This window comes from Streptomyces sp. NPDC027663 (assembly GCF_055566415.1).
Genome location: NZ_JBVHSK010000018.1, coordinates 125,911 through 146,820 on the forward strand (window position 1 = coordinate 125,911; position 20,910 = coordinate 146,820).

Consider the following 20,910-nt stretch of genomic DNA (forward strand, 5'->3'; position numbering starts at 1 on the left):
GGCGCTGTCCGAGCCGGAATCTCATCGCGCGTCCGCAGACTCGACAGGGGACTTTCGTCCACTCTGCGGCTGGGATGCGCCGGCGGTATCGCTTCTGCCGGCCGGATCTTGAGCAGGTGAGGGGCTTGACGCCGAAGCTCCCCATCGGCCGCATCGGGGCGCCGCATTCCTCGCATCGGATGGTCTCCAGGATTTGCCGTAGTTCGCCGGGGTCGCGTCCAGCGGCTGCGGCGAGCCGGTCCCAGCTCGGAAGACCGCGGTGCATGGGTGGCTCGGCGAGGTATTTCCGCAGGTAGGCGGGTGGAAGACAGTTAGCTTGGGCGTGCCGGGTGATGAACGTGCGGGCTCCTTCACCGCTTTTCGGCCGGACCTGGAACGGCAGCCGTGCGACGAGGCTGCGCCCGGTATGCGAAGTCACCGGTCCACCAACTTCGTCGTCGGCCGCAGAACCGCCGCCGACAACGTCCTGGTCCCGACGTCGATCATGCCCGTCAGTTCGACCTTGCCGACCACCCCGTTGTCGAGACGGACCAGCACGTCCATCGGGGTGGAGTCCATCTGCATGACCTCGCCGGGAGCCGACACCGTCAGCTCTCCGAACGGGGCCGCCGCCCCGTGGGCCTTCGAACGGCGCGTGACCGCCGAACCGGTCGCGTGGGTGCCCTTCGTCAACTTCGCCAGCAGCCGGTAGAGCGTCCGCTCGGTCGGCAGCTCGACATGCTCATCGTCCGATTCCCGCAGGATCTCCCCGGTCCGCCAGATCAGGTAGGCCCCGTTGCGGGTCGAAGTGTCAACACCTTCCTTGATCGCCTTCCGCATCGCTTCGACGACCGGTTCGGGCACCGAGCCGAACTCTGTGCGCTTGCGGACCGGCCGGTGGTCAGCCAGCCCGACCAAGCCCTGTTCCTGGTAGCGGCGACGCCGGTTGCCGATCATGTTTCCGCGACATCGTGGCCTGCGGCCGTCAGCTCGGCTGCCTTGGTCCGCTGCCGTGACGTCACCGACGAGCCCAGCCCGTAGCCCTGCCGCGGACGCAAACCCGGCTCAGCGTCCGGAGCAAGCCCGTGGATGACCTCCAGAATGTGCCCCTCCCACCACAGAGCCTGTCTCACGACTTCGGGCGGGAACGCTTCCAGCAGTCCGACTGTCGGCAGCGGCATCCGCTCGGGCTGGAACAGGACCTCGAAATCCGCCGCTTCGAACAGGTCGATCAGGGCGACCACCCGGTGCTCACCCTCCGCGTCCTCCACCACCGCAGCCTGGGCGGTGACCTCGAGAACCCCCCGGACCTGGCCCTCGAAGCGGATCTTGTGACCGACCGCCAACACCGGCGGCCGCCTCAGCGAGCTCAACGGCTTCCCTCCGTCCAGACCAGGCTGTCGGTCTGCATCAAGCCGCCAACCAGGTCTGTTTCCAAGGCGCCGGACCACAGCAGATGGAACAGCACCGGCAAGACCTGCAACCGGTCCCCGACCGAACCGGCGCCCTCCCACAGCCCCTTGGGCTCACGGAACACCTCAAGCAACCGGTCGGCCACCGCTTGAGGCCGGCCGCAACGGGTGCGCCGGTAGCGGGCAAGCCAACGGATGTTCGCCATGAACACCGGATCGGGCCGCCCCAGCCAGTCGAACTCCCAGCCGACCGCCCGGCAAGCACGCTCGGTCGCGGTGAACGACTCCCGGGTGTCGTCGTCCAGGTCGTCCTCAGCACGGACATCGTCGACACGGGCGCGCCCGTCGGCGAGCCGGACAAAGTAGTCGGGAGCGTGTCTGCGCTTTCGCACCCCGTCGAGAGAGAAGTCCAGCTCAAAGGCTGTGAGCGCAGACTGATCGACTGCTCGGGCTAACGCCCCCACCGCATCCCCGTCTGACCGATCCCCTAGCGGCCCAACTTCGCTGTCACAATCTAGCGTTGGCCCAACTTCAGTGGCAAACGGCCCATCTTCGCTGTCACACGTCAGCCGTAGGGCCCAGGCTCTTGCTGACGAGCGGCACCACGACCTCCGGCCGGACGGTTCCCGGAGGCGCCCGACTCCCTCTTCCGCGTCCGGCCGTTCACGCCACGGGGGAACCTGCACGGCGCCCCGGGCATGCGGCGTCGGGCCCCGGGCGTGCGGCGTCGCCCTGTGCATGCGGCATGGGGCCCCGGGCATGCGGCATGCAGCCTGGGGCGTGCGGGTGGGGCCTGAGGGATGCGGGTGGGGCCTGAGGGATGCGGCGTGGGGCGTGGGGCGTGGGGATCTTCAGTCGGTGCGCTCGGCCGCGCGGAGGGGGCAGCCGGTGCCGACCCGGGAGGTGAGGTCCGAGCGGAGCGCCTCCAGTTCGGCCATGCGCTCGTCGACGATCCGGATCTTGTCCTCGAACAGCGCGGACAGGGCCGCGGCGCTGTCCGGGGCGTCCCGCAGTTCCTTCCCGTGCCGGGCGATCTCCGCCAGGGTGAAACCGAGCGTCTGCGCGGTGCGGATGTAGTCGAGCCAGGTCACCGTCTCCGGCGCGAAGTCCCGGTAGCCGTTGGGCAGCCGGTCGCCCTCGATCAGGCCGGTCCTCTCGTAGAAGCGCAGCGTGTCCTTGGAAACCCCGGTACGTGCGGCCAGTTCTCCGATGCGCATGACTCCCCCGCGGCTCGGTCGGCTTGACCTTGGAGCGTACTCCGCTGTCTAGCGTGGGCGGCGCCCGAACGAGCCCTGCCGAGGAGTCCCGATGAACCCTGCTGCCCCCGCGTACCTGCGCCTCGTCCGCACGAGCGGCTGGTACGACCTGATCGTCACGGCCGGCTTCGCGACGCCCTGGACGTACGCGCTGGTGCACCGCCTCCTGTCCGCCGGCGGCGACGCGGCCGGCTTCGGCACCATGCCCGCGCTCACCCCCATGCAGACCTTGTACGCCAACCTGATGGGCTCGGTCGTGGTGGTCTGGTCCCTGCTGCGGGTCGTACGGCCGCTGCCCCTGCACGGGCTCCTCGACGGCATCGCGCGCGTACTGTTCGCCCTCTGGCAGGCGTATGCGCTGGCGCACGACGGGCCGGCGGTGCTGTGGCCGTTCCTCGTGGTGGAGGTGTCGTTCGGCGTGGCCCAGCTCGCGCCGTGGCTGCGGACGCGGGCGGGCGCCGGCCGGGAATCAGTCCGGCACTCGTGAATTGGCCTTGGGCCGCGGGTCGTCGAAGCCACTAGCGTCGGGTCATGCGCATTCGAATCGTGGACGCCTTCACCGACCGCCCCTTCGCCGGAAACCCGGCCGGGGTCCTGCTCCTCGACGACGTCTTCCCGGACGACGACTGGCTCCAGAACGTCGCCATGGAAGTCAACCACGCCGAGACCGCCTTCGCGCACCGGCTGCCCGAAGGCGGCGAGGCGGACTGGGCGCTGCGCTGGTTCACGCCCGTCGCAGAGGTCGCGATGTGCGGGCACGCCACGCTCGCCACGGCCCATGTCCTGCACACCACCGGAGCCCACCAGGGGCCGGTGCGGTTCGCCACTCGAAGCGGCGTACTGATCGCCACACCCGGCGCGGACGGTTCGGTCACCCTCGACTTTCCGACCGCCCCGCTCACCCCGGTCGAGGTCCCGGCCGGGGTCGCCGAGGCGCTCGGCGCCGAGCCGGTCGCCGCGTTCGACACGGGCCCGGACGTCGGCGACCTGCTGGTGGAGCTGGCGGACGAGAAGACCGTACTCGGGCTCTTCCCCGACCTCAGGGCCCTCGGCGCCTACTCCTCTCGTGGAATCATCGCCACCGCACGCGCCGACGACCCGTCCCGCGGCCACGACTTCGTCTCCCGCTGCTTCTTCCCCAACGTCGGGATCGACGAGGATCCGGTCACCGGCAGCGCCCACACCGCGCTCGCCCCGCACTGGGCCGCCCGCCTCGGCCGCGACGATCTGACCGGGCTCCAGGCCTCCCGCCGCACCGGGCTGGTCCGCACCGCCCTGCGCGGCGAGCGCACGCTGCTCACCGGCCGCGCGGTCACGGTCATCGAGGGCGAGCTGCGCGCCTGACGGCGTCCTCGGGCAGCCGGCCCAGGGACGTGGTTTCTCGGACCGCCGGCTGTCGGCCCACCGTGCCGCGAAGCGAACTGCTCAACCGGCCGGCAGCGGGCCCACAGCCGGCCCACTTCGCCACAAGGCGACCTCCTCAAGCGGCCGGCAGCGGGCCTGCCTTGCCGCGAGGCGTCCTGCTCAAGCGGCCCACATCCGGCCCACTTCGCCACGAGGCGACCTCTTCAGGCCGTCGGCAGCCAGCCCACCTTGCCTGCGAGGAGGGCGTAGCCGACGAACGCGCCGATGTCGAGCAGCGAGTGGGCGACGACCAGGGGGCCGACCCGGCCCCAGCGGCGGTACAGCCAGACGAACACCACGCCCATGACCATGTTGCCGATGAAGCCGCCGATGCCCTGATAGAGGTGGTACGAGCCCCGCAGGACCGCGCTGGCCACCAGTGCGGTCCCCGGCGTCCAGCCCAACTGGCCCAGCCTGCGCAGCAGATAGCCGACGACGATCACCTCTTCGAGGATCGCGTTCTGCATCGCCGAGAGGATCAGCACGGGGTACTTCCACCACACGTCCGGCAGGGCCTCGGGTACGACGGTGAGGTTGAAGCCGAGTCCACGGGCGGCCAGGTAGAAGGCGATGCCGGTACTGCCGATCACGGCCGCGGTGCCGGCTCCCCGGGCCAGGTCGGACCAGGGACGGGTGCGGTCGAAGCCCAGCGTCCGCAGGCCCGTCCCCTCGCGCAGCAGCAGGTGGGCGACGAGGGCCACGGGGACCAGCGCGGTGGCGATGCCGAACAGCTGCCAGGCCAGGTCCAGCCAGGGGCGGCCGGGCGCGGCCGAGGCGTTGAGGGTGGCTGCCTGGTCCTTGAGACCACCCGGCTTGGTGACCGAGCCGATGAAACTGATCAGGGCGGACACCCCGCTCGCCCCGAGCGAGAGCGCGAGCACGAGCAGCGTCTCGTCCCGCAGTATCCGCCGCGGGTCACGCTCCCGCGCCGCGGAATCGGCCACCGAGTCAGCCTCCACCTGTACCCCTGCCTCCAACCGGCTCACGGGCCCTGGCCCGCCTTTGCCCGGCAAGGATCGCAGAAGGACGTACAAGGACGGCACGCGGGACGGACCGAGCACACGACGCCCGGCATCCACGGGCCCAGGGCCGCGGCCCGCAAGCCTGGGCCCACCGCTCAGCCCGCCCAGGGCTCGGTCACCCGGTTGTCACCCGGGTGTCAGCCCAGCCGCGCCGGCTCCGGCAGCCCCACCGGCCACGTATGCACCGGCTCCCCCACATGCATCAGCTCGGCGTACCGCCGTGTCGTGGCCGCGAGCGCCGCTTCCCGGGACAGTCCCTGCTCCAGTGCCCGATGGAACGTGGCCGCCTGCCAGGACGCCCCGTTGACCCGGCGCCGGCAGCGTTCCTCGATCACCCCGAGGTAGAGGTCCCGGTCGGCGGCCTCCACACCCCACGCGTCCAGCCCGGCCGAGGCGAGCGGCAGCAACTCGTCACGCACCAGCGTGACCGCGTCGACCTCGCCCGTTCCGCCGTACCGGCCCCGCCGCGGCCAGACGAAGCGCGCGTCGATGCCGTACCGGCACGCCGCGTCGAAGTTGGCCTCGGCCGCGGCGAACGGCAGCCGGGTCCACACCGGCCGGGACTCCTCGGCGAGGGCCCGGACGAGGCCGTAGTAGAAGGCCGCGTTGGCGATCACGTCGGTGATGGTCGGTCCGGCCGGCAGCACCCGGTTCTCCACCCTGAGATGCGGTACGCCGTCGGCGATGCCGTACACCGGCCGGTTCCAGCGGTAGATCGTGCCGTTGTGCAGGACGAGTTCGGCGAGGCGCGGCACCCCGCCCGACTCCAGCACCTCGAGCGGTTCCTCGGCGTCACAGATCGGCAGCAGGGCCGGGAAGTAGCGCAGGTTCTCCTCGAACAGCTCGTACGCGGAGGTGATCCACCGCTCCCCGAACCAGGTGCGTGGCCGCACGCCCTGCGCCTGCAGCTCCGGCGGCCGGGTGTCGGTGGACTGCAGGAACAGCGGGGGCCGGGACTCCCGCCACAGCTCGTGACCGAAGAGGAACGGCGAGTTCGCGCCGACGGCGATCTGCGCGGCACACGCCACCTGGGCCGCGTTCCACACGTCGGCGAACCGGGCCGGGGTGACCTGCAGGTGCAGTTGTACGGAGGTGCAGGCGGCCTCGGGCACGATGGACTTCGAGGTGCACTCCAGGTGCTCCACGCCGTCGATGTCGAGCCGGAAGTCCTCTCCGCGGGCGGCGACGATCTGGTCGTTGAGCAGGGTGTAGCGGTCGACCTCGGAGAGGTTGGAGGAGACCAGATCGTCCCGGCCGAGCGTGGGCAGGATGCCGATCATCACGATGCCCGCGTCGACTTCGCCGGCTTTCCGGTCGGCGTAGGCGAGCGAGGTGCGCAGTTCTTCGGCGAGCCGGTCGAATACCCGGCCGCCCAGCCGGTGCGGGGCGATGTTGACTTCCAGGTTGAACATGGCGAGCTCTGTCTGGAAGTCCCGGCTCGCGATGCGCTCCAGTACCTGCCCGTTCAACATTTTCGGCATACCATCGGGCCCCGCGAGATTCAATTCGATCTCGACTCCCATGAGGTTCTTGGGACGGTCGAATCGCTTCTCGCGCAGCAGCCGCTCCAGTCCCGTGAGGCACTTCTGGAGCTTTTCACGGTAACGCTGGCGATCGGACAGGTCGAACTGCCCTGCGACGACCTTCTCCCCCATCTAAGTGTCCCTCCTCGGATGGGCGGGCCGACGATCCGGCCGCCGGGCTCCCAAGTCAGGTGGGATGATGCCCAGCCGAAGCGATCGATAACGTCCCCGCGCGAGCCCTCCGCCCGCTACCCTGTCGGAATGTTCCCGGCGGCACATTCACGAGGCATGCCGCACCTCGCATCTTCGGGTGCCCCGCGAGCCTCGTGAAAAACGCCGACGACATTTGGCCGACCGCTACCGGCACGTACACCGAGGTCAGCGGCGGGGCACCTGCCCGGAAATCGGGATGAGTCCCGCAAATCAACGACCGAATTCTGCCTTGCCGGGACCCCCGGAATGGGATAGACGAAACATCGGCCGAACACGCGTCGTATAAACTTCGTCCACAAGGCAGAAGGTTGGCGCCCTAGGTCCCGGTTCCCGCCGCGTTCCTGCCGTCCCGGTTGACGGGCGGCAGACCGAGCCTCACCCTCGTTCACACCCGACCCGGGCCCCCACCTCTCCGGCCTTCCGTGAGCAGACAGCGCCGTCCGCCCCACCCTTCTCGCGCCGCCGCGCCTGTCAAATGAGAGGCGACCCACATGCCGCTGCACGTGCCCCCTGCCCCTGCGCCTGCCCTGCGCTCCGTCCTCACCGCCCTCGGTTCCCCCACCGCGGTCCGTGAGGCGCGTACTCCCTCCCTGCGCGCCGCGCAGGGTCCCGTGACACCAGAGCTCCCGCTGCCGGTCCACGTCCTGGACCGGATAACCGCGCAAGGCATGACCGCGACGCGGCTGGCCGGCTGGCGCTTCCTGATCCGCTGCGGCGATCGGGCGGTTGCCGCGGCAGACACCATGCTCACGCCCGACGGCTGGGCCTTCTCGCACTTCTTCGAGGGCCCGTACGTCGCCTCCACCGAGCGAGCCCTGCAGCAGGCCGAGGCGCTGCAACAGTCGTACCAGGCACGATTGCTGTCCGTGCCCGGTCTCTACATGCTGACGCTGTGGCTGCACGGCGAGTGCGGCGGCGACGGCACCGAGGGCCATCCGGCCGCCGCCGATCTGCTCGTTCCGCTGGCCCCGGCGCCGCCCGGCATCCCGGCGCACCGTCCGTTCCGGGTCGCCGAGCTGCTCCCGGTGCTGACCCATCGGGCGACTCCCCTCCCGCTGCTCGGCTCACCTGCCTGACGGATGCCCGCGTACCCCGCCGCCCGGAAGGGAAGCGGGGTACGCGGGCATTTATGGAGGACAGCGGGACCGTCCCGGCGTGGCATATGCCAAAGGATCTCTTCCGACTCCCACCGACCGGACTAGCCCTTTCCGGTCAGTGCAAACCACCCAAAGGGACAGTGCAGTTGGACTGAACCGTCCGCGCGGGTGACGCGTCATGAACCAGTGAGAAGCGGTGCTGTGAAATCCCTGCGGAATGTCCCGCGGAGGACAACACTGGATTCAGACCGACTCAATCACCACGGGGGACGGACATGATCACGACAGACCGAAAGATCCCGCCCATGTGCCAGCACCAGCCGCCCTGCCCGCCAGCCGAGTCCGCCGACCGGGAGTCCGCCCGCCTCGTGGCGCACCACCCGGAGCAGGGGTGGAGCCTGCTGTGCAACGGCGTCCTGCTCTTCGAGGACACCGGTGAGCTGCTGCCCGACGGCCGCATCATCGCTCCGCACCGCCCGCTCGGTACGGACAGGGTGATGACCGCCGCCTGACCGGAGCACAGTGACCTGAGGGGCCGGCCGCACACACTCGGTGCGCACCGGCCCCGACGCGTACCCCGGGTCGATTGCGAACGGTAGCGGAGCGCCGACCCATCGCTTACCAGCCCGCTGACCTTCCCTTCCGCCCAGGGCGGGCCCACATTCCTGGTCGATTCGTAGCCGGCAACAGGTGGCGGCTTGCAACTGCGTCTGCACGTGCCGACGTTGTCGTCTGCGCGGGCCTTCCGGCGGCCGGGACGACCGGAAGGCCCTCGGGCTTCCTCGCCCGTTGACGCCGGTGCGCTCCAACTTCCCGACGGCATCGCGGAATCCGCTCAGGATGGCGGTGCGCAACCGCCCCGGACCCTCATGAGAAGCAAGCACCTTGTCGCACCATGAACCGATCACGACGCCGAACGGATGCCGTACGCCCTGCCGTGCAGCACGCTGCCTCCCCCACCGGCGACCGCGGCGGGACGGTGCAGGTGCACGGCTGTTTCCCGACCGAACCGCGGCGGGACGGAGCCGGGTCGTCCAGGCGGGCGCGGGGAGCTTCAAGGTGCCGTGGACCGGGTGCGGGGGACGCGAGCGCGGCCGGCCGGGTGCGCAGTGAGGCGCGGGCATGGCGCCCGACCAGCGGCATCGCCGTCCCGGTGGTCGAATCGCCGGTGCAGGAGTGGGATGGAAGAGAGCGAGGACCTTGCATACGGGCACGCCTGCGGGAGTCACCCCCTCGGTGCCCGTGCGGAGCGGGTGGAGTCATGTCCGGTTACGACGTCTCGGCGCTCGCGCGCGTGGTGGTCGGTGTGAGCGGCTCCCTGGGCAGCGTCACCGCCTTGCGGCGGGCCACCTCGCTGGCCCGCCGGCTGGGAGCCGAGCTGTGGCCGGTGCTGGCCTGGGAACCGCCGGGCGGCGATCCCGCGGCACGCCGCACCCCCGGACCCGGCCTGCTGGTCGAGGAGTGCCAACGGCTGGCCAGGCAGCGGCTGGCCGCGGTGCTGGACGAGGTCTTCGGGGCGGAGGGACCGGGGGTGCCGATGCGTGCCTTCGTCGTCCGTGGCGCACCGGGCCGGGCGCTGGTGGCGACCGCCGACCGGGAGAGCGACGTCCTGGTCGTGGGCGCGGGACGGCGCGGACTGCAGCGGGCCTTCTCGGGCCGGGTCTCCCGGCACTGCCTGGCCCACGCCGTGTGCCCGGTCCTGGCGGTGCCCCCGTCACCGCTGGAGTCCGAACTGCTCTCCGTCCACCGCCGCAACGCATGGCATATGCGCATCGACACGCGGGGGCTGTGAGGGACGCCGCGGGCCCACGGCGGGAGAGCGCTGCCGTCCCCTCGAGAACGGTCCCGGGGAGACGGCCCTGGGCGTCCCCGGGAGACGGCCCTGGGCGTGTTCCGGGCATCGGGACCGGCGTGAGCCGACCTCTCGGGTCGAACGCGATGACGCTGGGTGTCCGCCGCCGGCGCACATGCCCTGCGCCCCACCGGGTCACCCGTTCGGCCCCGCATTCGGGGCGACCGCACCTGGCCTCCGCTTCTTCATGCGTCCTGTCCCCTTCCGGGCCATTCTTAACGCAAGCTTGACGCCTCCGGCAGCCTGATCCATGGGCCCCTGCATCACACTCTGCTTACGCTGGTGCGGCCGTCCGCGTGATGGCCGGAAATGAGCTGAGCCGCATCACGAGGAGCACGCCGATGGCCACGACCGAGCGCCCTCCCAGTACCAGCCGCCTGCGCGCCTGGATGCTGGAGGGGCTGTCCGACATGGGCAAGGGCGGTGGCCACACCGGACCGCACGCCGAGCCGGAGCCCGCGCACCAGGGACAGCGCTGGTGGCGAGTGATGTGCCTGACCGGTGTCGACTACTTCTCCACCCTCGGATACCAGCCGGGCATCGCGGCCCTGGCGGCCGGACTGCTCTCCCCGGTGGCGACCATCGTGCTCGTCATCGTGACCCTGGCCGGCGCGCTGCCGGTCTACCGCCGGGTGGCCGACGAGAGCCCGCACGGCGAGGGTTCCATCGCGATGCTGGAACGGCTGCTGTCGTTCTGGCAGGGCAAGCTCTTCGTACTCACCCTGCTGGGCTTCGCGGCGACCGACTTCCTGATCACCATCACGCTCTCGGCCGCCGACGCCTCCACCCACCTGGTGGAGAACCCGCACCTGACGGAAGCCCTGGACGGCAAGCAGGTGCTGATCACGCTGTTCCTCGTGGCGCTGCTGGGCGCGGTGTTCCTCAAGGGCTTCCTGGAGGCGATCGGCGTCGCGGTCGCGCTGGTCGGCATCTACCTCGCGCTCAACCTCGTCGTCGTGATCGTCGGCCTGTGGCACGTCGCCACGGCCGGGCACGTGATCACCGACTGGAGCAGTGCCCTGACCACGGAGCACGGGAACGTCTTCGTGATGATCGGCGTCGCGCTGATCGTCTTCCCGAAACTCGCCCTCGGCCTGTCCGGCTTCGAGACCGGTGTCGCCGTCATGCCGCACGTCCAGGGCGACCCCGGCGACACCGCCGAGCGGCCCGCAGGCCGGATCCGGGACACCAAGAAGCTCCTGACCACGGCCGCGCTCATCATGAGCTGCTTCCTGATCGCCACCAGCTTCATCACCACGCTGCTGATCCCGGAGAAGGAGTTCAAGACGGGCGGCGAGGCCAACGGCCGTGCGCTCGCCTACCTCGCGCACGAGTACCTGGGCAACATCTTCGGCACGGTGTACGACGTCGCGACCATCGCCATCCTGTGGTTCGCGGGCGCCTCCGCCATGGCGGGTCTGCTCAACCTGATGCCGCGCTATCTCCCCCGGTACGGCATGGCACCGCACTGGGCGCGCGCGGTACGCCCGATGGTCATCGTCTTCACGCTGATCGCGTTCCTGGTGACCTGGATCTTCGACGCCAATGTCGACAAGCAGGGCGGCGCCTACGCGACCGGTGTGCTGGTGCTGATCAGCTCGGCCGCGATCGCGGTGACCATCGCCGCGCGCAAGGCGGGGCAGCGCGGCTGGACCATCGCGTTCGCGGTCATCTCGGCGGTGTTCCTCTACACGACCGTGGTGAACGTGATCGAGCGCCCGGACGGTGTGAAGATCGGTGCCTGCTTCATCGCGGGCATCATCATGGTCTCCCTGCTGTCCCGGCTGGCCCGGGCCTTCGAGCTGCGCGTGACCAGTGTGACGCTCGACCCGTTGGCGGAACGATTCATCCGGGACATGGCCAGCCGGAAGATACGGTTCATCGCCAATGAGCCGGACCGGCGCGACAAGGCCGAGTACCGCGACAAGCTCGAACAGATCCGCGCCGACAACGACATGCCGGAGCAGGAGGATTTCGTCTTCGTCGAGGTCACGGTCACCGACCCGTCCGAGTTCGAGGCGGGCCTGACCGTACGCGGCGAGGTCATGCACGGCCGCTACCGGGTACTGACCCTGGAGTCCGCCTCCATCCCGAACGCCCTCGCCGCGCTGCTCCTGCACGTCCGTGACGTCACGGGCTGCACCCCGCACATCTACTTCGAGTGGACCGAGGGCAGCCCGTTCGCCAACTTCCTGCGCTTCTTCCTCTTCGGCCAGGGCGAGGTCGCCCCGGTCACCCGCGAGGTGCTCCGCGAGGCCGAACCCGACCCGGCGCGCCGACCGCGGGTGCACACCGGGTGAAGACGCGCCCGCTGCGCGGCCCCCGCGTCCGCGGTTCCCGGAGCATGGCCCTATCGTGACCGGCATGCAGTCCTACACGATCGGCCAGGCCGCGCGGCTGCTCGGCGTCAGCCCCGACACCGCCCGCCGTTGGGCCGACGCCGGCCGGGTGGCCACTCACCGCGACGACTCCGGGCGGCGCCTCATCGACGGCAGGGATCTCGCCGCGTTCTCGGTCGAGCTGGCCAAGGGAGGTGCCGGCGAGGAGGACGCCTCGCACACCTCCGTCCGCAACGCCTTCCCCGGCATCGTCACCGCCATCAAGCTCGGTGACGTCGCCGCCCAGGTGGAGATCCAGGCCGGCCCGCACCGGCTGGTCTCGCTGCTGACCCGGGAAGCCGTCGAGGAGCTGGGCCTGGAGGTCGGCATGGAGGCCACCGCGCGCGTGAAGTCCACCAACGTGCACATCGACCGCCCCTGACCCGACGGGACGCCGTCCCCCCGGCCGAACTGCGCCGCCGGAACACTTGCACCACTCCGGGCGAAAGCCGGAGAGACCCGGATGCACCGCTCCGGGCGAAAGCCGGAGCGACCCGGACCCGCGCGTACCGGCCTCACCCTTTCCTCGCACTACGGTGAGGGCCCATGACCCTGAGCATCCGCAACCAGCTCCCCGGCACCATCACCGAAGTGCATCCCGGCGAAGTCATGGCCACTGTCAAGGTCCGGCTGGACGGCGGCCGGGAGCTCACGGCCGCCGTCACCCGGGAGGCCGTCGAGCAGCTCGCCCTCGCTCCCGGCACCACCGTCCGCGCGCTGGTGAAGTCGACCGAGGTCTCCCTCGCGACCAGCCGTGTCGAGGGCCTGTCGATCCGCAACCAGCTCCCCGGCACCATCACCCACCTCACCACCGGCGAGGCCATGGCCTCGGTGAAGGTCACCATGGAAGGCGGCGAACTCACCGCCGTGATCACCAAGGACGCGGCCGGTGACCTCGGCCTGTTCGTGGGCTCCGACGTCATCGCCCTGATCAAGGCGACCGAGGTGTCCCTGGCGACGGTGTAGGAAGCAGGAACGCAGCGCTTCGGGAACGGCTGAGGGCCCCGTCCGTGGCACGGACGGGGCCCTCAGCCCTGCTTCGCTCAGTCCTCGTACGCGTCCAGCGGCGGGCAGGAACACACCAGGTTGCGGTCGCCGAAGGCCTGGTCGATGCGGCGCACCGGCGGCCAGTACTTGTCGGCGGCCGAGACACCGGCCGGGAAGACGGCCTCCTCGCGGCTGTAGGCGTGCTTCCACTCATCACCGAGCGCGGCGGCGGTGTGCGGGGCGTTGCGCAGCGGGTTGTCCTCCGCGGGCCACTCACCCGCGCCGACCTTCTCGATCTCCGCGCGGATGGCGATCATCGCGTCGCAGAACCGGTCCAGCTCGGTGATGTCCTCGGACTCGGTCGGTTCGATCATCAGCGTGCCGGCCACCGGGAAGGACATGGTCGGCGCGTGGAAGCCGTAGTCGATCAGGCGCTTGGCCACATCGTCCACGCTCACGCCGGTCGCCTTGGTCAGCGGGCGCAGGTCGATGATGCACTCGTGCGCGACCAGGCCGCCGGGGCCGGTGTAGAGCACCGGGTAGTGCGGCTCCAGGCGCTTGGCGACGTAGTTCGCCGACAGCACGGCCACCTGCGTGGCGCGCTTCAGGCCTTCGCCGCCCATGAGGCGGACGTACGCCCACGAGATCGGCAGGATGCCCGCGGAGCCCCAGGGGGCCGCCGAGATCGGGCCGACGCCCGTCTCCGGGCCGGCCTCCGGCTGCAGCGGGTGGTTCGGCAGGTACGGCGCCAGGTGCGACCGTACGGCCACCGGCCCGACGCCCGGACCGCCACCGCCGTGCGGGATGCAGAACGTCTTGTGCAGGTTCAGGTGGGAGACGTCACCGCCGAAGTGGCCCGGCTTGGCCAGGCCGACCAGGGCGTTCAGGTTGGCGCCGTCGACGTACACCTGGCCGCCGGCGTCGTGCACCTGGGCGCAGATGTCGGCGACGTGCTCCTCGAACACACCGTGCGTCGACGGGTAGGTGATCATCAGCACGGCCAGCTCGTCGCGGTACTGCTCGATCTTCGCGCGCAGGTCCTCGACGTCGATCTCGCCGTCCTCGGCGGTCTTCACGACGACGACCTTCATGCCGGCCATCACGGCGCTGGCCGCGTTGGTGCCGTGCGCGGAGGACGGGATCAGGCAGACGGTGCGCTGCTCGTCACCGTTGGCCCGGTGGTAGCCGCGGACGGCCAGCAGACCGGCCAGCTCGCCCTGCGAACCGGCGTTCGGCTGCAGGGAGACCTTGTCGTAGCCGGTGGCCTCGGCGAGACGTTCCTCCAGCTCATGGATGAGCGTGAGGTAGCCCTCGGCCTGCTCGGCGGGCGCGAACGGGTGCAGCTGGCCGAACTCGGGCCAGGTGACCGGCTCCATCTCCGTGGTCGCGTTGAGCTTCATCGTGCAGGAGCCCAGCGGGATCATGCCGCGGTCGAGCGCGTAGTCGCGGTCGGCCAGCTTGCGCAGGTAGCGCAGCATCGCGGTCTCGGAACGGTGCTGCTGGAAGACCGGGTGGGTCATGTACTCGTCGGAGCGGAGCAGCGCCTCGGGCAGCGTGTCCGCGGCGGACGCGTCCAGCGCCTCGATGTCACCCTCGACACCGAAGGCGGCGAAGACGGCTTCGAGCTGGGCCCGGTTGGTGGTCTCGTCGCAGGCCGCCGAGACGTGGTCGGCATCGACGAGCCGCAGGTTGACCCCGTTCTCCCGCGCTGCGGCGACGACCTCGGCAGCCTTGCCGGGCACGCGCGCGGTGACCGTGTCGAAGAACGCGCCGTGGACGATCTCGACGCCACCGGCCCGCAGGCCCTCGGCGAGGATCGTGGCATAGCGGTGGGTGCGGCGGGCGATGGTCCGCAAGCCCTCCGCACCGTGGTAGACGGCGTACATGCCGGCCATCACGGCGAGCAGCACCTGCGCGGTGCAGATGTTGCTGGTCGCCTTCTCCCGGCGGATGTGCTGCTCACGGGTCTGCAGCGCGAGCCGGTACGCCTTGTTCCCGTCGGCGTCGACGGAGACGCCGACGAGCCGCCCGGGCAGGCTGCGGGCGAACTTCTCGTGCACGGCCATGTAACCGGCGTGCGGACCGCCGAAGCCCATCGGTACACCGAAGCGCTGGGTCGTACCGACGGCGATGTCGGCACCCAGCTCCCCCGGGGAGGTCAGCAGGGTCAGCGCCAGCAGATCGGCGGCGACCGTCACCAGGGCACCCAGCTCGTGCGCCTGGTCGATGACCGGCTTGATGTCCCGGACGGCACCGGAGGCGCCCGGGTATTGGATCAGCACACCGTTGATCTCGCGCTCGGCGACCTCGGCCGGGATGCCGTCGCTGAGGTCGGCGACGACGACCTCCACGCCGGTCGGCTCGGCTCGCGTCTCGATGACGGCGATGGTCTGCGGCAGCGCGTCCGCGTCGACCAGGAACAGGCCCTTCTTGTTCTTGCCCATGCGCCGGGACAGCGCCATCGCCTCGGCCGCGGCCGTGCCCTCGTCCAGGAGCGAGGCACCGGAGGTGGGCAGACCGGCGAGGTCGGCGACCACGGTCTGGAAGTTCAGCAGGGCTTCGAGCCGCCCCTGGGAGATCTCCGGCTGGTACGGCGTGTAGGCCGTGTACCAGGCCGGGTTCTCCATGACGTTGCGCAGGATGACCGGGGGCGTGAACGTGCCGTGGTAACCGAGACCGATCATGGAGCCGAGGACCTGGTTGCGGTCGGCGAGCGAGCGCAGCTCGGCGAGCACCTCGGCCTCGGTGCGGGCGCCCGGCAGGTCGAGGGCGTCGGCGTTCTTGATCACATCCGGGACGGCGGCGGCGGTCAGCTCGTCGAGCGAGCCGTAACCGACCTGGGCGAGCATCTTCGCCCGCGCCTCCTGGTCGGGCCCGATGTGGCGCTGCTCGAACGGAATGCCCGCTTCGAGCTCGGAGAGCGGGGTGCGATGGGCGGTCATTGCGGAGGCCTCCTGGTCTGACGCGACCTTCGAGGGGCACCCCGGTACGGATACCCCGACGGCCTCCCCCTCTGTCATCTCAACCTGAGAGCTTCACCGGACACCCGCGGGCGCCGGCTTTCACCGTCGGTGAGAGCGGAAGCCGTCGACATCCGCTCTGCTTTCCAGAGTGACCTCGTCCGTGCGGTACGTGAGCCTGAGAGATTCCGGGGAGGATTTGCTCCTTCGGCGCCTCCGAGGTGATCGGAGGACTCTCCCGCACGGGGTCAGCAGCCGCTGTCAGCCTACCAGCGAGGTCAACGCCCGGGCCCTCGAGTGGCCGCCTCCTTGAATGTGCTCTTTTGTAGTGCTTACGGATGAGTTGCGACCACGTGGAGGGAGAGGGACCGTGCAGACCGACATCGATCCGCGCAACCTGATCGGCCGCAAGGCGTTCGACCGCAATGGCACCAAGATCGGCACCATCGACGAGGTGTATCTCGACGACGCGACCGGCGTGCCCGAGTGGGCGGCCATACGCACCGGCCTGTTCTCGCGGGACGCCTTCGTCCCTCTGGAACCCAGCGAACTCGTCGAAGGCACCCTCCACGTCCCCTTCGACCGCGCCTTGATCAAGGACGCCCCCGACTTCGGCGTGGGCCGCCACCTCTCTCCCGAACAGGAACTCCAGCTCTACCACCACTATGGCCTCGACGTGGCCTCACCCCCCACGGTCCCTGACCACGACTTCGGCAAACTGGCCGGCTCCGAAGAATCCTGACCCTCCCCCCCCCGGCCACCACCGACAACCTCCCCTCCCACCACCGACAACCTCCCCTCCCACCACCGACAACCTCCCCTCCCACCACCGACAACCTCCCCTCCCACCGCCTCCCGTCTCCCGCGTCTGCCACCGGCGCCTCCGCGGTTCCCTGGCCTATGCAGGCGACCGGCGCCTCCACAGACCCGTGGCCCCGTCTGTGACCTCAGCCTCGGCAGTCTCTCGGTCCTCCTCCGGTACCTCAGCCCCGGCACCCGTCCGCCTTACGCGGGCGGCCTGCTCCTCGGCCGTCTCCTGGTCCGGGTCCCCGGTCCGGTCCTCGGGCGGACGGTGGTCGACGTCCGCCGCCCGGGGGCCGCCCGAGGCATCCGGGGTCCGGGGCGGAGCCCCGTGGCGGTCACTGTTCGACGGGCCGAGACGGGTGGGTGGGTGGGCGAGGTCGGCAGCCGCAACCAACGGCAACGGCTCAGCCGACTCCAGCGCAGGATCGCCGACGAAGAACGTCCGCACACGCCCCGGCTCGGACTGCGGCGTCTCGAACCGCACGGTGACCCGCCCCAGCCCGCTCCCCTGCACCCACCCAGCGCCCCACTCGGCGTGCCGCACGTCCTGCCCGGCCCGCCACTGCCGCTCGGCCGGCTCCGGCCGCTCCACCGGAGCCTCGGGCGCGGCCTCGTCGGCCGGATCCGCGGCCCGCTCCCCGGCCGCCTGCGCGAACAGGTCCTCCTGCGTGTAGTCGGCGAGCCCGGACACCCCCACCCCGAGCAGCCGCACCCCACCGGTGGTGTCCACGGCTTCCAGCAACCGCGCGGCCGCCTCCCGGATGACCGCCGGATCGTCCGTGGGCCCCCGGAGCGTCTCGGAGCGGGTCAGCGTCGAGAAGTCGTACCGCCGCACCTTCAGCACTATGGTGCGCCCGGACAGCCCGGCCCCACGCAGCCGCCGCACGCACCGGTCGGCCAGCCGCTGTACCTCCAGACCGACCCGCAGCCGGTCGTGGATGTCCACGTCGTACGTGTCCTCCACCGACACGGACTTGGCCTCCCGCTCGGCCACCACGGGCCGCTCGTCCCGCGCCAGAGCCATCGCGTACAGGGCGTGCCCGTGTGCCTTGCCCAGCAGCCGGACCAGTTCGTCCTCGCCCGCCTCGGCCAGCTCCTCGACCGTGGTGATCCCTGCCCTGCGCAGGTGGTCCCCGGTGGCCGGCCCCACCCCCGGCAGGGTCCGCACCGACATCGGCCCCAGCAGCGCCCGCTCGGTCCCCGGTTCTATCACCACCAGGCCATCCGGCTTGGCCTGCTCCGACGCGATCTTCGCGAGCATCTTGGAGGCGGCGAGCCCCACCGACCCGGTGAGCCCGGTGACCGCCCGGATGTCGGCGCGCAGCCGCACCCCGGCCTGCCGCGCCGACTCCTCGTCCCAGGCCGTCCCCCCGGCCTCCAGGTCCACGAACGCCTCGTCCAGGCTCAGCGGCTCCACCAGCGGTGACAGCTCCCGCAGCAGCGCCATCACCTGCTCGCTGATCTCCCGGTACAGGGTGAAGCGCGGCACCAGATAGGCGGCGTTGGGTGCGAGCCGGCGGGCCTGCGCCATGGGCATCGCCGAGTGGACCCCGAACACCCGTGCCTCGTACGACGCGGTGGCCACCACCCCGCGTGGTCCGAGCCCGCCCACGACGACCGCCTTGCCGCGCAGGCTCGGCTTGGATGCCTGCTCCACCGAGGCGAAGAAGGCATCCATGTCGAGATGCAGGATCGTGGGCGCGTTTCTCACATCTCCGATGCTGCACCACGGCACTGACAATGCAGTGGCGCCGCGGGGCGCCGCAGCGGTTCCGGAGGTCAGACCGCCCGGTTGCGGCGCCGCGCCAGCTCGTCAGCGGGGTTGTGCCCGACGAGGGTCTCGCCGGTGTCGATGCGCTCGCCGTGCAGCTGGGAGAGGGCGCTTTCCACGTCCCGCCACACCACGCCGACAGCGATCCCGAAGATGCCCTGTCCGCCCTGGAGCAGGGCGTGGACCTCGTCCGGCGAGGTGCACTCGTACACCGTGGCACCGTCGCTCATCAGCGTCATCCGCTCCAGGTCGCGGAAACCGCGTTCCCTGAGGTGCTGGACGGCCGTGCGGATGTTCTGCAGCGACACCCCGGTGTCCAGGAAGCGCTTCACGATCTTCAGGACGACGACGTCCCGGAAGCTGTACAGACGCTGTGTGCCGGACCCGTAGGCGGGCCGCACACTGGGCTCCACGAGGCCGGTGCGGGCCCAGTAGTCGAGCTGCCGGTAGGTGATGCCGGCAGCCGCGCAGGCGGTGGGCCCGCGGTAGCCGATCTCCTCGGACGTCATGGACGCCACCCCTCCGCCGTTCGGCACCGCTGTCGGCAACTGCGGGGCGCGATCGACCGCGCCGCCGGGATGGGAGACTCCCCCGCTCGAGCGCAGCCGAGAACTCGGGGGCGGGTACGGACCGCTCTCCCCCAAACTGCGTCCGGGGGCACCCCCAGCCGTACCGTCGCCGCTGGTTCTCACGCCGACCTCCGTCCTTGACCTGCCTTCTCGACGGTAGGCAGTCACCAGGGGTGCGTCAACGATCGCCACACTCGGCACGCCGAGTGATAATCACCCTAGGAGTGGTTTCCCGTGTCCCACCGCGGGGAAAGGCTAGCCGAATGCGCTGGCGGGGGGCCGTAGGACGCTCTCACTGGCCGGAGGCAATTGCCGGGGAACGGACCGCGCGAAGCCGCCCGCGTCCCGGCGGAACGCCGGGTGCGGCGGCGCCGGCCCGGCGTCTCACTGGCTGCTGGTTCCGAAGTCCTCGGGCGAGATCTGGTCGAGGAACTCGCGGAACTTCTCCACCTCGTCCTCCTGCTCGTCCGGAATGGCGATGCCCGCGTCGTCCAGCACCGTGTCACTGCCGTAGATCGGCGTTCCGGTGCGCAAAGCCAGCGCTATGGCATCGGAGGGCCGGGCACTGACCTCGACCCCGCTGGCGAACACCAGCTCCGCGTAGAAGACGCCTTCCCGCAGATCGGTGATGCGCACTTCGGTCAGCTCCTGGCCGACGGCCTCCAGCACGTCCTTGAACAGGTCGTGGGTCAGCGGTCGCGCGGGGGCCATGCCCTGCTGGGCGAAGGCGATCGCCGTAGCCTCCCCCGGCCCGATCCAGATGGGGAGGTAACGGTCGCCCCCCACTTCGCGCAGGAGCACGATCGGTTGGTTGGAGGGCATTTCGACCCGGACACCTACGACATCGAGCTCGTTCACACAGCAACCCTAGGCCGTGGTCGGGACGTTTGGGTAGTCGGGCCGGGAACAGGTGCCCGATCCGGCCGCTCCGGGACCTTCCGGGTCAGGGCAGCCGCACGCCCAGAGCGGTCTTCACCAGAGCGGCGTGCAGCTTCACCGTGAGCGCCGCCAGTTCCTTCGTACGGGCCTCGGCCAAGGCCCTGGTCTGCGGGTTGCGGTGGCGCTTGAGCGGGGCCACCACCTGGTCGACCAGCCCTGCCTCACGGTCGGCGGCGGCCTTCATCACCCGAAGGTGGCGCGGCTCGATCCCGAACCGGCCCAGCTCGGCGACGAGCGCGGCCACGGTGACCGCCTCGGCGTCGTACGCCCCGTCCTCCAGGGGAGCGACGAGCCCGTAGGACTCCCACTCTTTCAGCTCACCCTCGCCGATGTCCGCGGCGGCCAGCAGCTCGGCCCTGCCGATTCTGGCCACCGTGGGCCCCTCCACGGGCGCCGGCACGTCGTCCGGGCTGCGCTGGCGCCCGACCAGGGGCAGCGCGACGGCCTCACCCCGCTCCATGGCGTCCAGGTGCTCGCGGATCACCTTGAGCGGCAGGTAGTGGTCCCGCTGCATCCGCAGGACGTGGCCGAGGCGCTCGACGTCCCGGGCACTGAACTTCCGGTACCCCGACGGGGTCCGCTGCGGCTCGATGAGCCCCTCCGACTCCAGGAAGCGGATCTTGGAGATGGTGACTTCGGGGAACTCGTCGCGCAGCACGTTCAGCACCGTGCCGATGCTCATCAGCCCACTGTCCCTGGCGGCGGTACCGCTTCCGGCACCGCCGCTCGGTGTTTGAAGCATGG

At 70.6% G+C, this 20,910-nt stretch carries 19 protein-coding genes, 1 pseudogene and 1 riboswitch; of the genes and pseudogenes, 9 read left to right on the forward strand and 11 right to left on the reverse strand.

The window, feature by feature from the left end; all coding sequences use genetic code 11:
• Positions 1 to 414: 414 nt before the first annotated feature.
• The 4 genes from ACZ4SF_RS33265 to ACZ4SF_RS33280 form a co-directional block, all read right to left on the reverse strand.
• On the reverse strand, positions 415 to 936 hold the full coding sequence (locus tag ACZ4SF_RS33265; protein WP_468391986.1) for a helix-turn-helix domain-containing protein: 522 nt from the start codon (positions 934 to 936) through the stop codon (positions 415 to 417).
• A complete protein-coding gene (locus ACZ4SF_RS33270) occupies positions 933 to 1,352 on the reverse strand; it encodes a hypothetical protein (RefSeq protein ID WP_468391988.1) in 420 nt (139 codons plus the stop codon). Before ACZ4SF_RS33270 ends, ACZ4SF_RS33265 begins: the two co-directional genes overlap by 4 nt.
• Complete coding sequence (locus tag ACZ4SF_RS33275) at positions 1,349 to 2,152, reverse strand: TnsA-like heteromeric transposase endonuclease subunit (RefSeq protein WP_468391990.1); 804 nt, start codon at positions 2,150 to 2,152, stop codon at positions 1,349 to 1,351. The genes ACZ4SF_RS33270 and ACZ4SF_RS33275 overlap by 4 nt, the downstream gene beginning before the upstream one ends.
• A gap of 90 nt (positions 2,153 to 2,242) precedes the next feature.
• The gene (locus ACZ4SF_RS33280; protein WP_468391992.1) at positions 2,243 to 2,608 is read right to left on the reverse strand and encodes a MerR family transcriptional regulator; all 366 of its coding nucleotides are present in this window, start codon (positions 2,606 to 2,608) and stop codon (positions 2,243 to 2,245) included.
• A gap of 91 nt (positions 2,609 to 2,699) precedes the next feature.
• Here ACZ4SF_RS33280 and ACZ4SF_RS33285 point away from each other — a divergent pair, with 91 nt between their 5' ends.
• Both ACZ4SF_RS33285 and ACZ4SF_RS33290 read left to right on the forward strand, forming a co-directional pair.
• A complete protein-coding gene (locus tag ACZ4SF_RS33285) occupies positions 2,700 to 3,134 on the forward strand; it encodes a hypothetical protein (protein ID WP_468391994.1) in 435 nt (144 codons plus the stop codon).
• A gap of 44 nt (positions 3,135 to 3,178) precedes the next feature.
• Complete coding sequence (locus tag ACZ4SF_RS33290) at positions 3,179 to 3,991, forward strand: PhzF family phenazine biosynthesis protein (RefSeq protein ID WP_468391996.1); 813 nt, start codon at positions 3,179 to 3,181, stop codon at positions 3,989 to 3,991.
• 224 nt (positions 3,992 to 4,215) lie between these two features.
• Here the strand turns inward: ACZ4SF_RS33290 and ACZ4SF_RS33295 are convergent, their stop codons facing one another.
• Positions 4,216 to 4,995 (reverse strand): CPBP family intramembrane glutamic endopeptidase, encoded by a 780-nt coding sequence (locus tag ACZ4SF_RS33295; protein ID WP_468391998.1) that lies wholly within the window; start codon positions 4,993 to 4,995, stop codon positions 4,216 to 4,218.
• Between the two features lie 215 nt (positions 4,996 to 5,210).
• Positions 5,211 to 6,728 carry a glutamate-cysteine ligase family protein gene (locus ACZ4SF_RS33300; protein WP_468392000.1) on the reverse strand — a complete coding sequence of 506 codons (1,518 nt, stop codon included), beginning with the start codon at positions 6,726 to 6,728 and terminating at the stop codon, positions 5,211 to 5,213.
• Between the two features lie 572 nt (positions 6,729 to 7,300).
• Between ACZ4SF_RS33300 and ACZ4SF_RS33305 the strand changes: the two genes are divergently transcribed.
• From ACZ4SF_RS33305 to ACZ4SF_RS33330, 6 genes are all read left to right on the forward strand, one after another.
• Positions 7,301 to 7,885, forward strand: coding sequence for a hypothetical protein (locus ACZ4SF_RS33305; RefSeq protein ID WP_468392002.1), 585 nt, complete (start codon positions 7,301 to 7,303; stop codon positions 7,883 to 7,885).
• A 326-nt stretch (positions 7,886 to 8,211) separates the two neighbouring features.
• Positions 8,212 to 8,418: a DUF5999 family protein gene (locus ACZ4SF_RS33310; protein WP_468392004.1), complete on the forward strand. Its 207-nt coding sequence runs from the start codon at positions 8,212 to 8,214 to the stop codon at positions 8,416 to 8,418.
• Positions 8,419 to 9,167: 749 nt separating this feature from the next.
• The gene (locus ACZ4SF_RS33315) at positions 9,168 to 9,698 is read left to right on the forward strand and encodes a universal stress protein (RefSeq protein WP_468392006.1); all 531 of its coding nucleotides are present in this window, start codon (positions 9,168 to 9,170) and stop codon (positions 9,696 to 9,698) included.
• A 401-nt stretch (positions 9,699 to 10,099) separates the two neighbouring features.
• Complete coding sequence (locus ACZ4SF_RS33320; protein ID WP_468392008.1) at positions 10,100 to 12,058, forward strand: APC family permease; 1,959 nt, start codon at positions 10,100 to 10,102, stop codon at positions 12,056 to 12,058.
• 64 nt (positions 12,059 to 12,122) lie between these two features.
• The gene (locus ACZ4SF_RS33325; protein ID WP_468392010.1) at positions 12,123 to 12,518 is read left to right on the forward strand and encodes a TOBE domain-containing protein; all 396 of its coding nucleotides are present in this window, start codon (positions 12,123 to 12,125) and stop codon (positions 12,516 to 12,518) included.
• Positions 12,519 to 12,682: 164 nt separating this feature from the next.
• Positions 12,683 to 13,102, forward strand: a complete 420-nt coding sequence (locus ACZ4SF_RS33330; RefSeq protein WP_468392012.1) for a TOBE domain-containing protein — start codon at positions 12,683 to 12,685, stop codon at positions 13,100 to 13,102.
• Between the two features lie 77 nt (positions 13,103 to 13,179).
• On the opposite strand, the gene gcvP is transcribed toward ACZ4SF_RS33330, so the two are convergent.
• Positions 13,180 to 16,065 carry an aminomethyl-transferring glycine dehydrogenase gene (gene gcvP, locus ACZ4SF_RS33335; protein WP_468392014.1) on the reverse strand — a complete coding sequence of 962 codons (2,886 nt, stop codon included), beginning with the start codon at positions 16,063 to 16,065 and terminating at the stop codon, positions 13,180 to 13,182.
• 174 nt (positions 16,066 to 16,239) lie between these two features.
• Positions 16,240 to 16,334: riboswitch (glycine riboswitch) on the reverse strand.
• Positions 16,335 to 16,453: 119 nt separating this feature from the next.
• Here gcvP and ACZ4SF_RS33340 point away from each other — a divergent pair.
• Entirely contained in the window at positions 16,454 to 16,825 is a 372-nt protein-coding gene (locus ACZ4SF_RS33340) for a PRC-barrel domain-containing protein (RefSeq protein WP_468392016.1), read from the forward strand.
• Between the two features lie 447 nt (positions 16,826 to 17,272).
• Here the strand turns inward: ACZ4SF_RS33340 and ACZ4SF_RS33345 are convergent.
• From ACZ4SF_RS33345 to ftsR, 4 genes and pseudogenes are all read right to left on the reverse strand, one after another.
• Positions 17,273 to 18,598 (reverse strand): annotated as a pseudogene (locus ACZ4SF_RS33345) (DNA polymerase IV); the annotation flags it as partial.
• 68 nt (positions 18,599 to 18,666) lie between these two features.
• Positions 18,667 to 19,350 (reverse strand): MerR family transcriptional regulator, encoded by a 684-nt coding sequence (locus tag ACZ4SF_RS33350; protein ID WP_468392018.1) that lies wholly within the window; start codon positions 19,348 to 19,350, stop codon positions 18,667 to 18,669.
• Positions 19,351 to 19,611: 261 nt separating this feature from the next.
• Positions 19,612 to 20,085: a bifunctional nuclease family protein gene (locus tag ACZ4SF_RS33355; RefSeq protein ID WP_026253112.1), complete on the reverse strand. Its 474-nt coding sequence runs from the start codon at positions 20,083 to 20,085 to the stop codon at positions 19,612 to 19,614.
• Positions 20,086 to 20,170: 85 nt separating this feature from the next.
• The gene (gene ftsR / locus ACZ4SF_RS33360; protein WP_468392020.1) at positions 20,171 to 20,908 is read right to left on the reverse strand and encodes a transcriptional regulator FtsR; all 738 of its coding nucleotides are present in this window, start codon (positions 20,906 to 20,908) and stop codon (positions 20,171 to 20,173) included.
• Between the last annotated feature and the right edge of the window lie 2 nt (positions 20,909 to 20,910).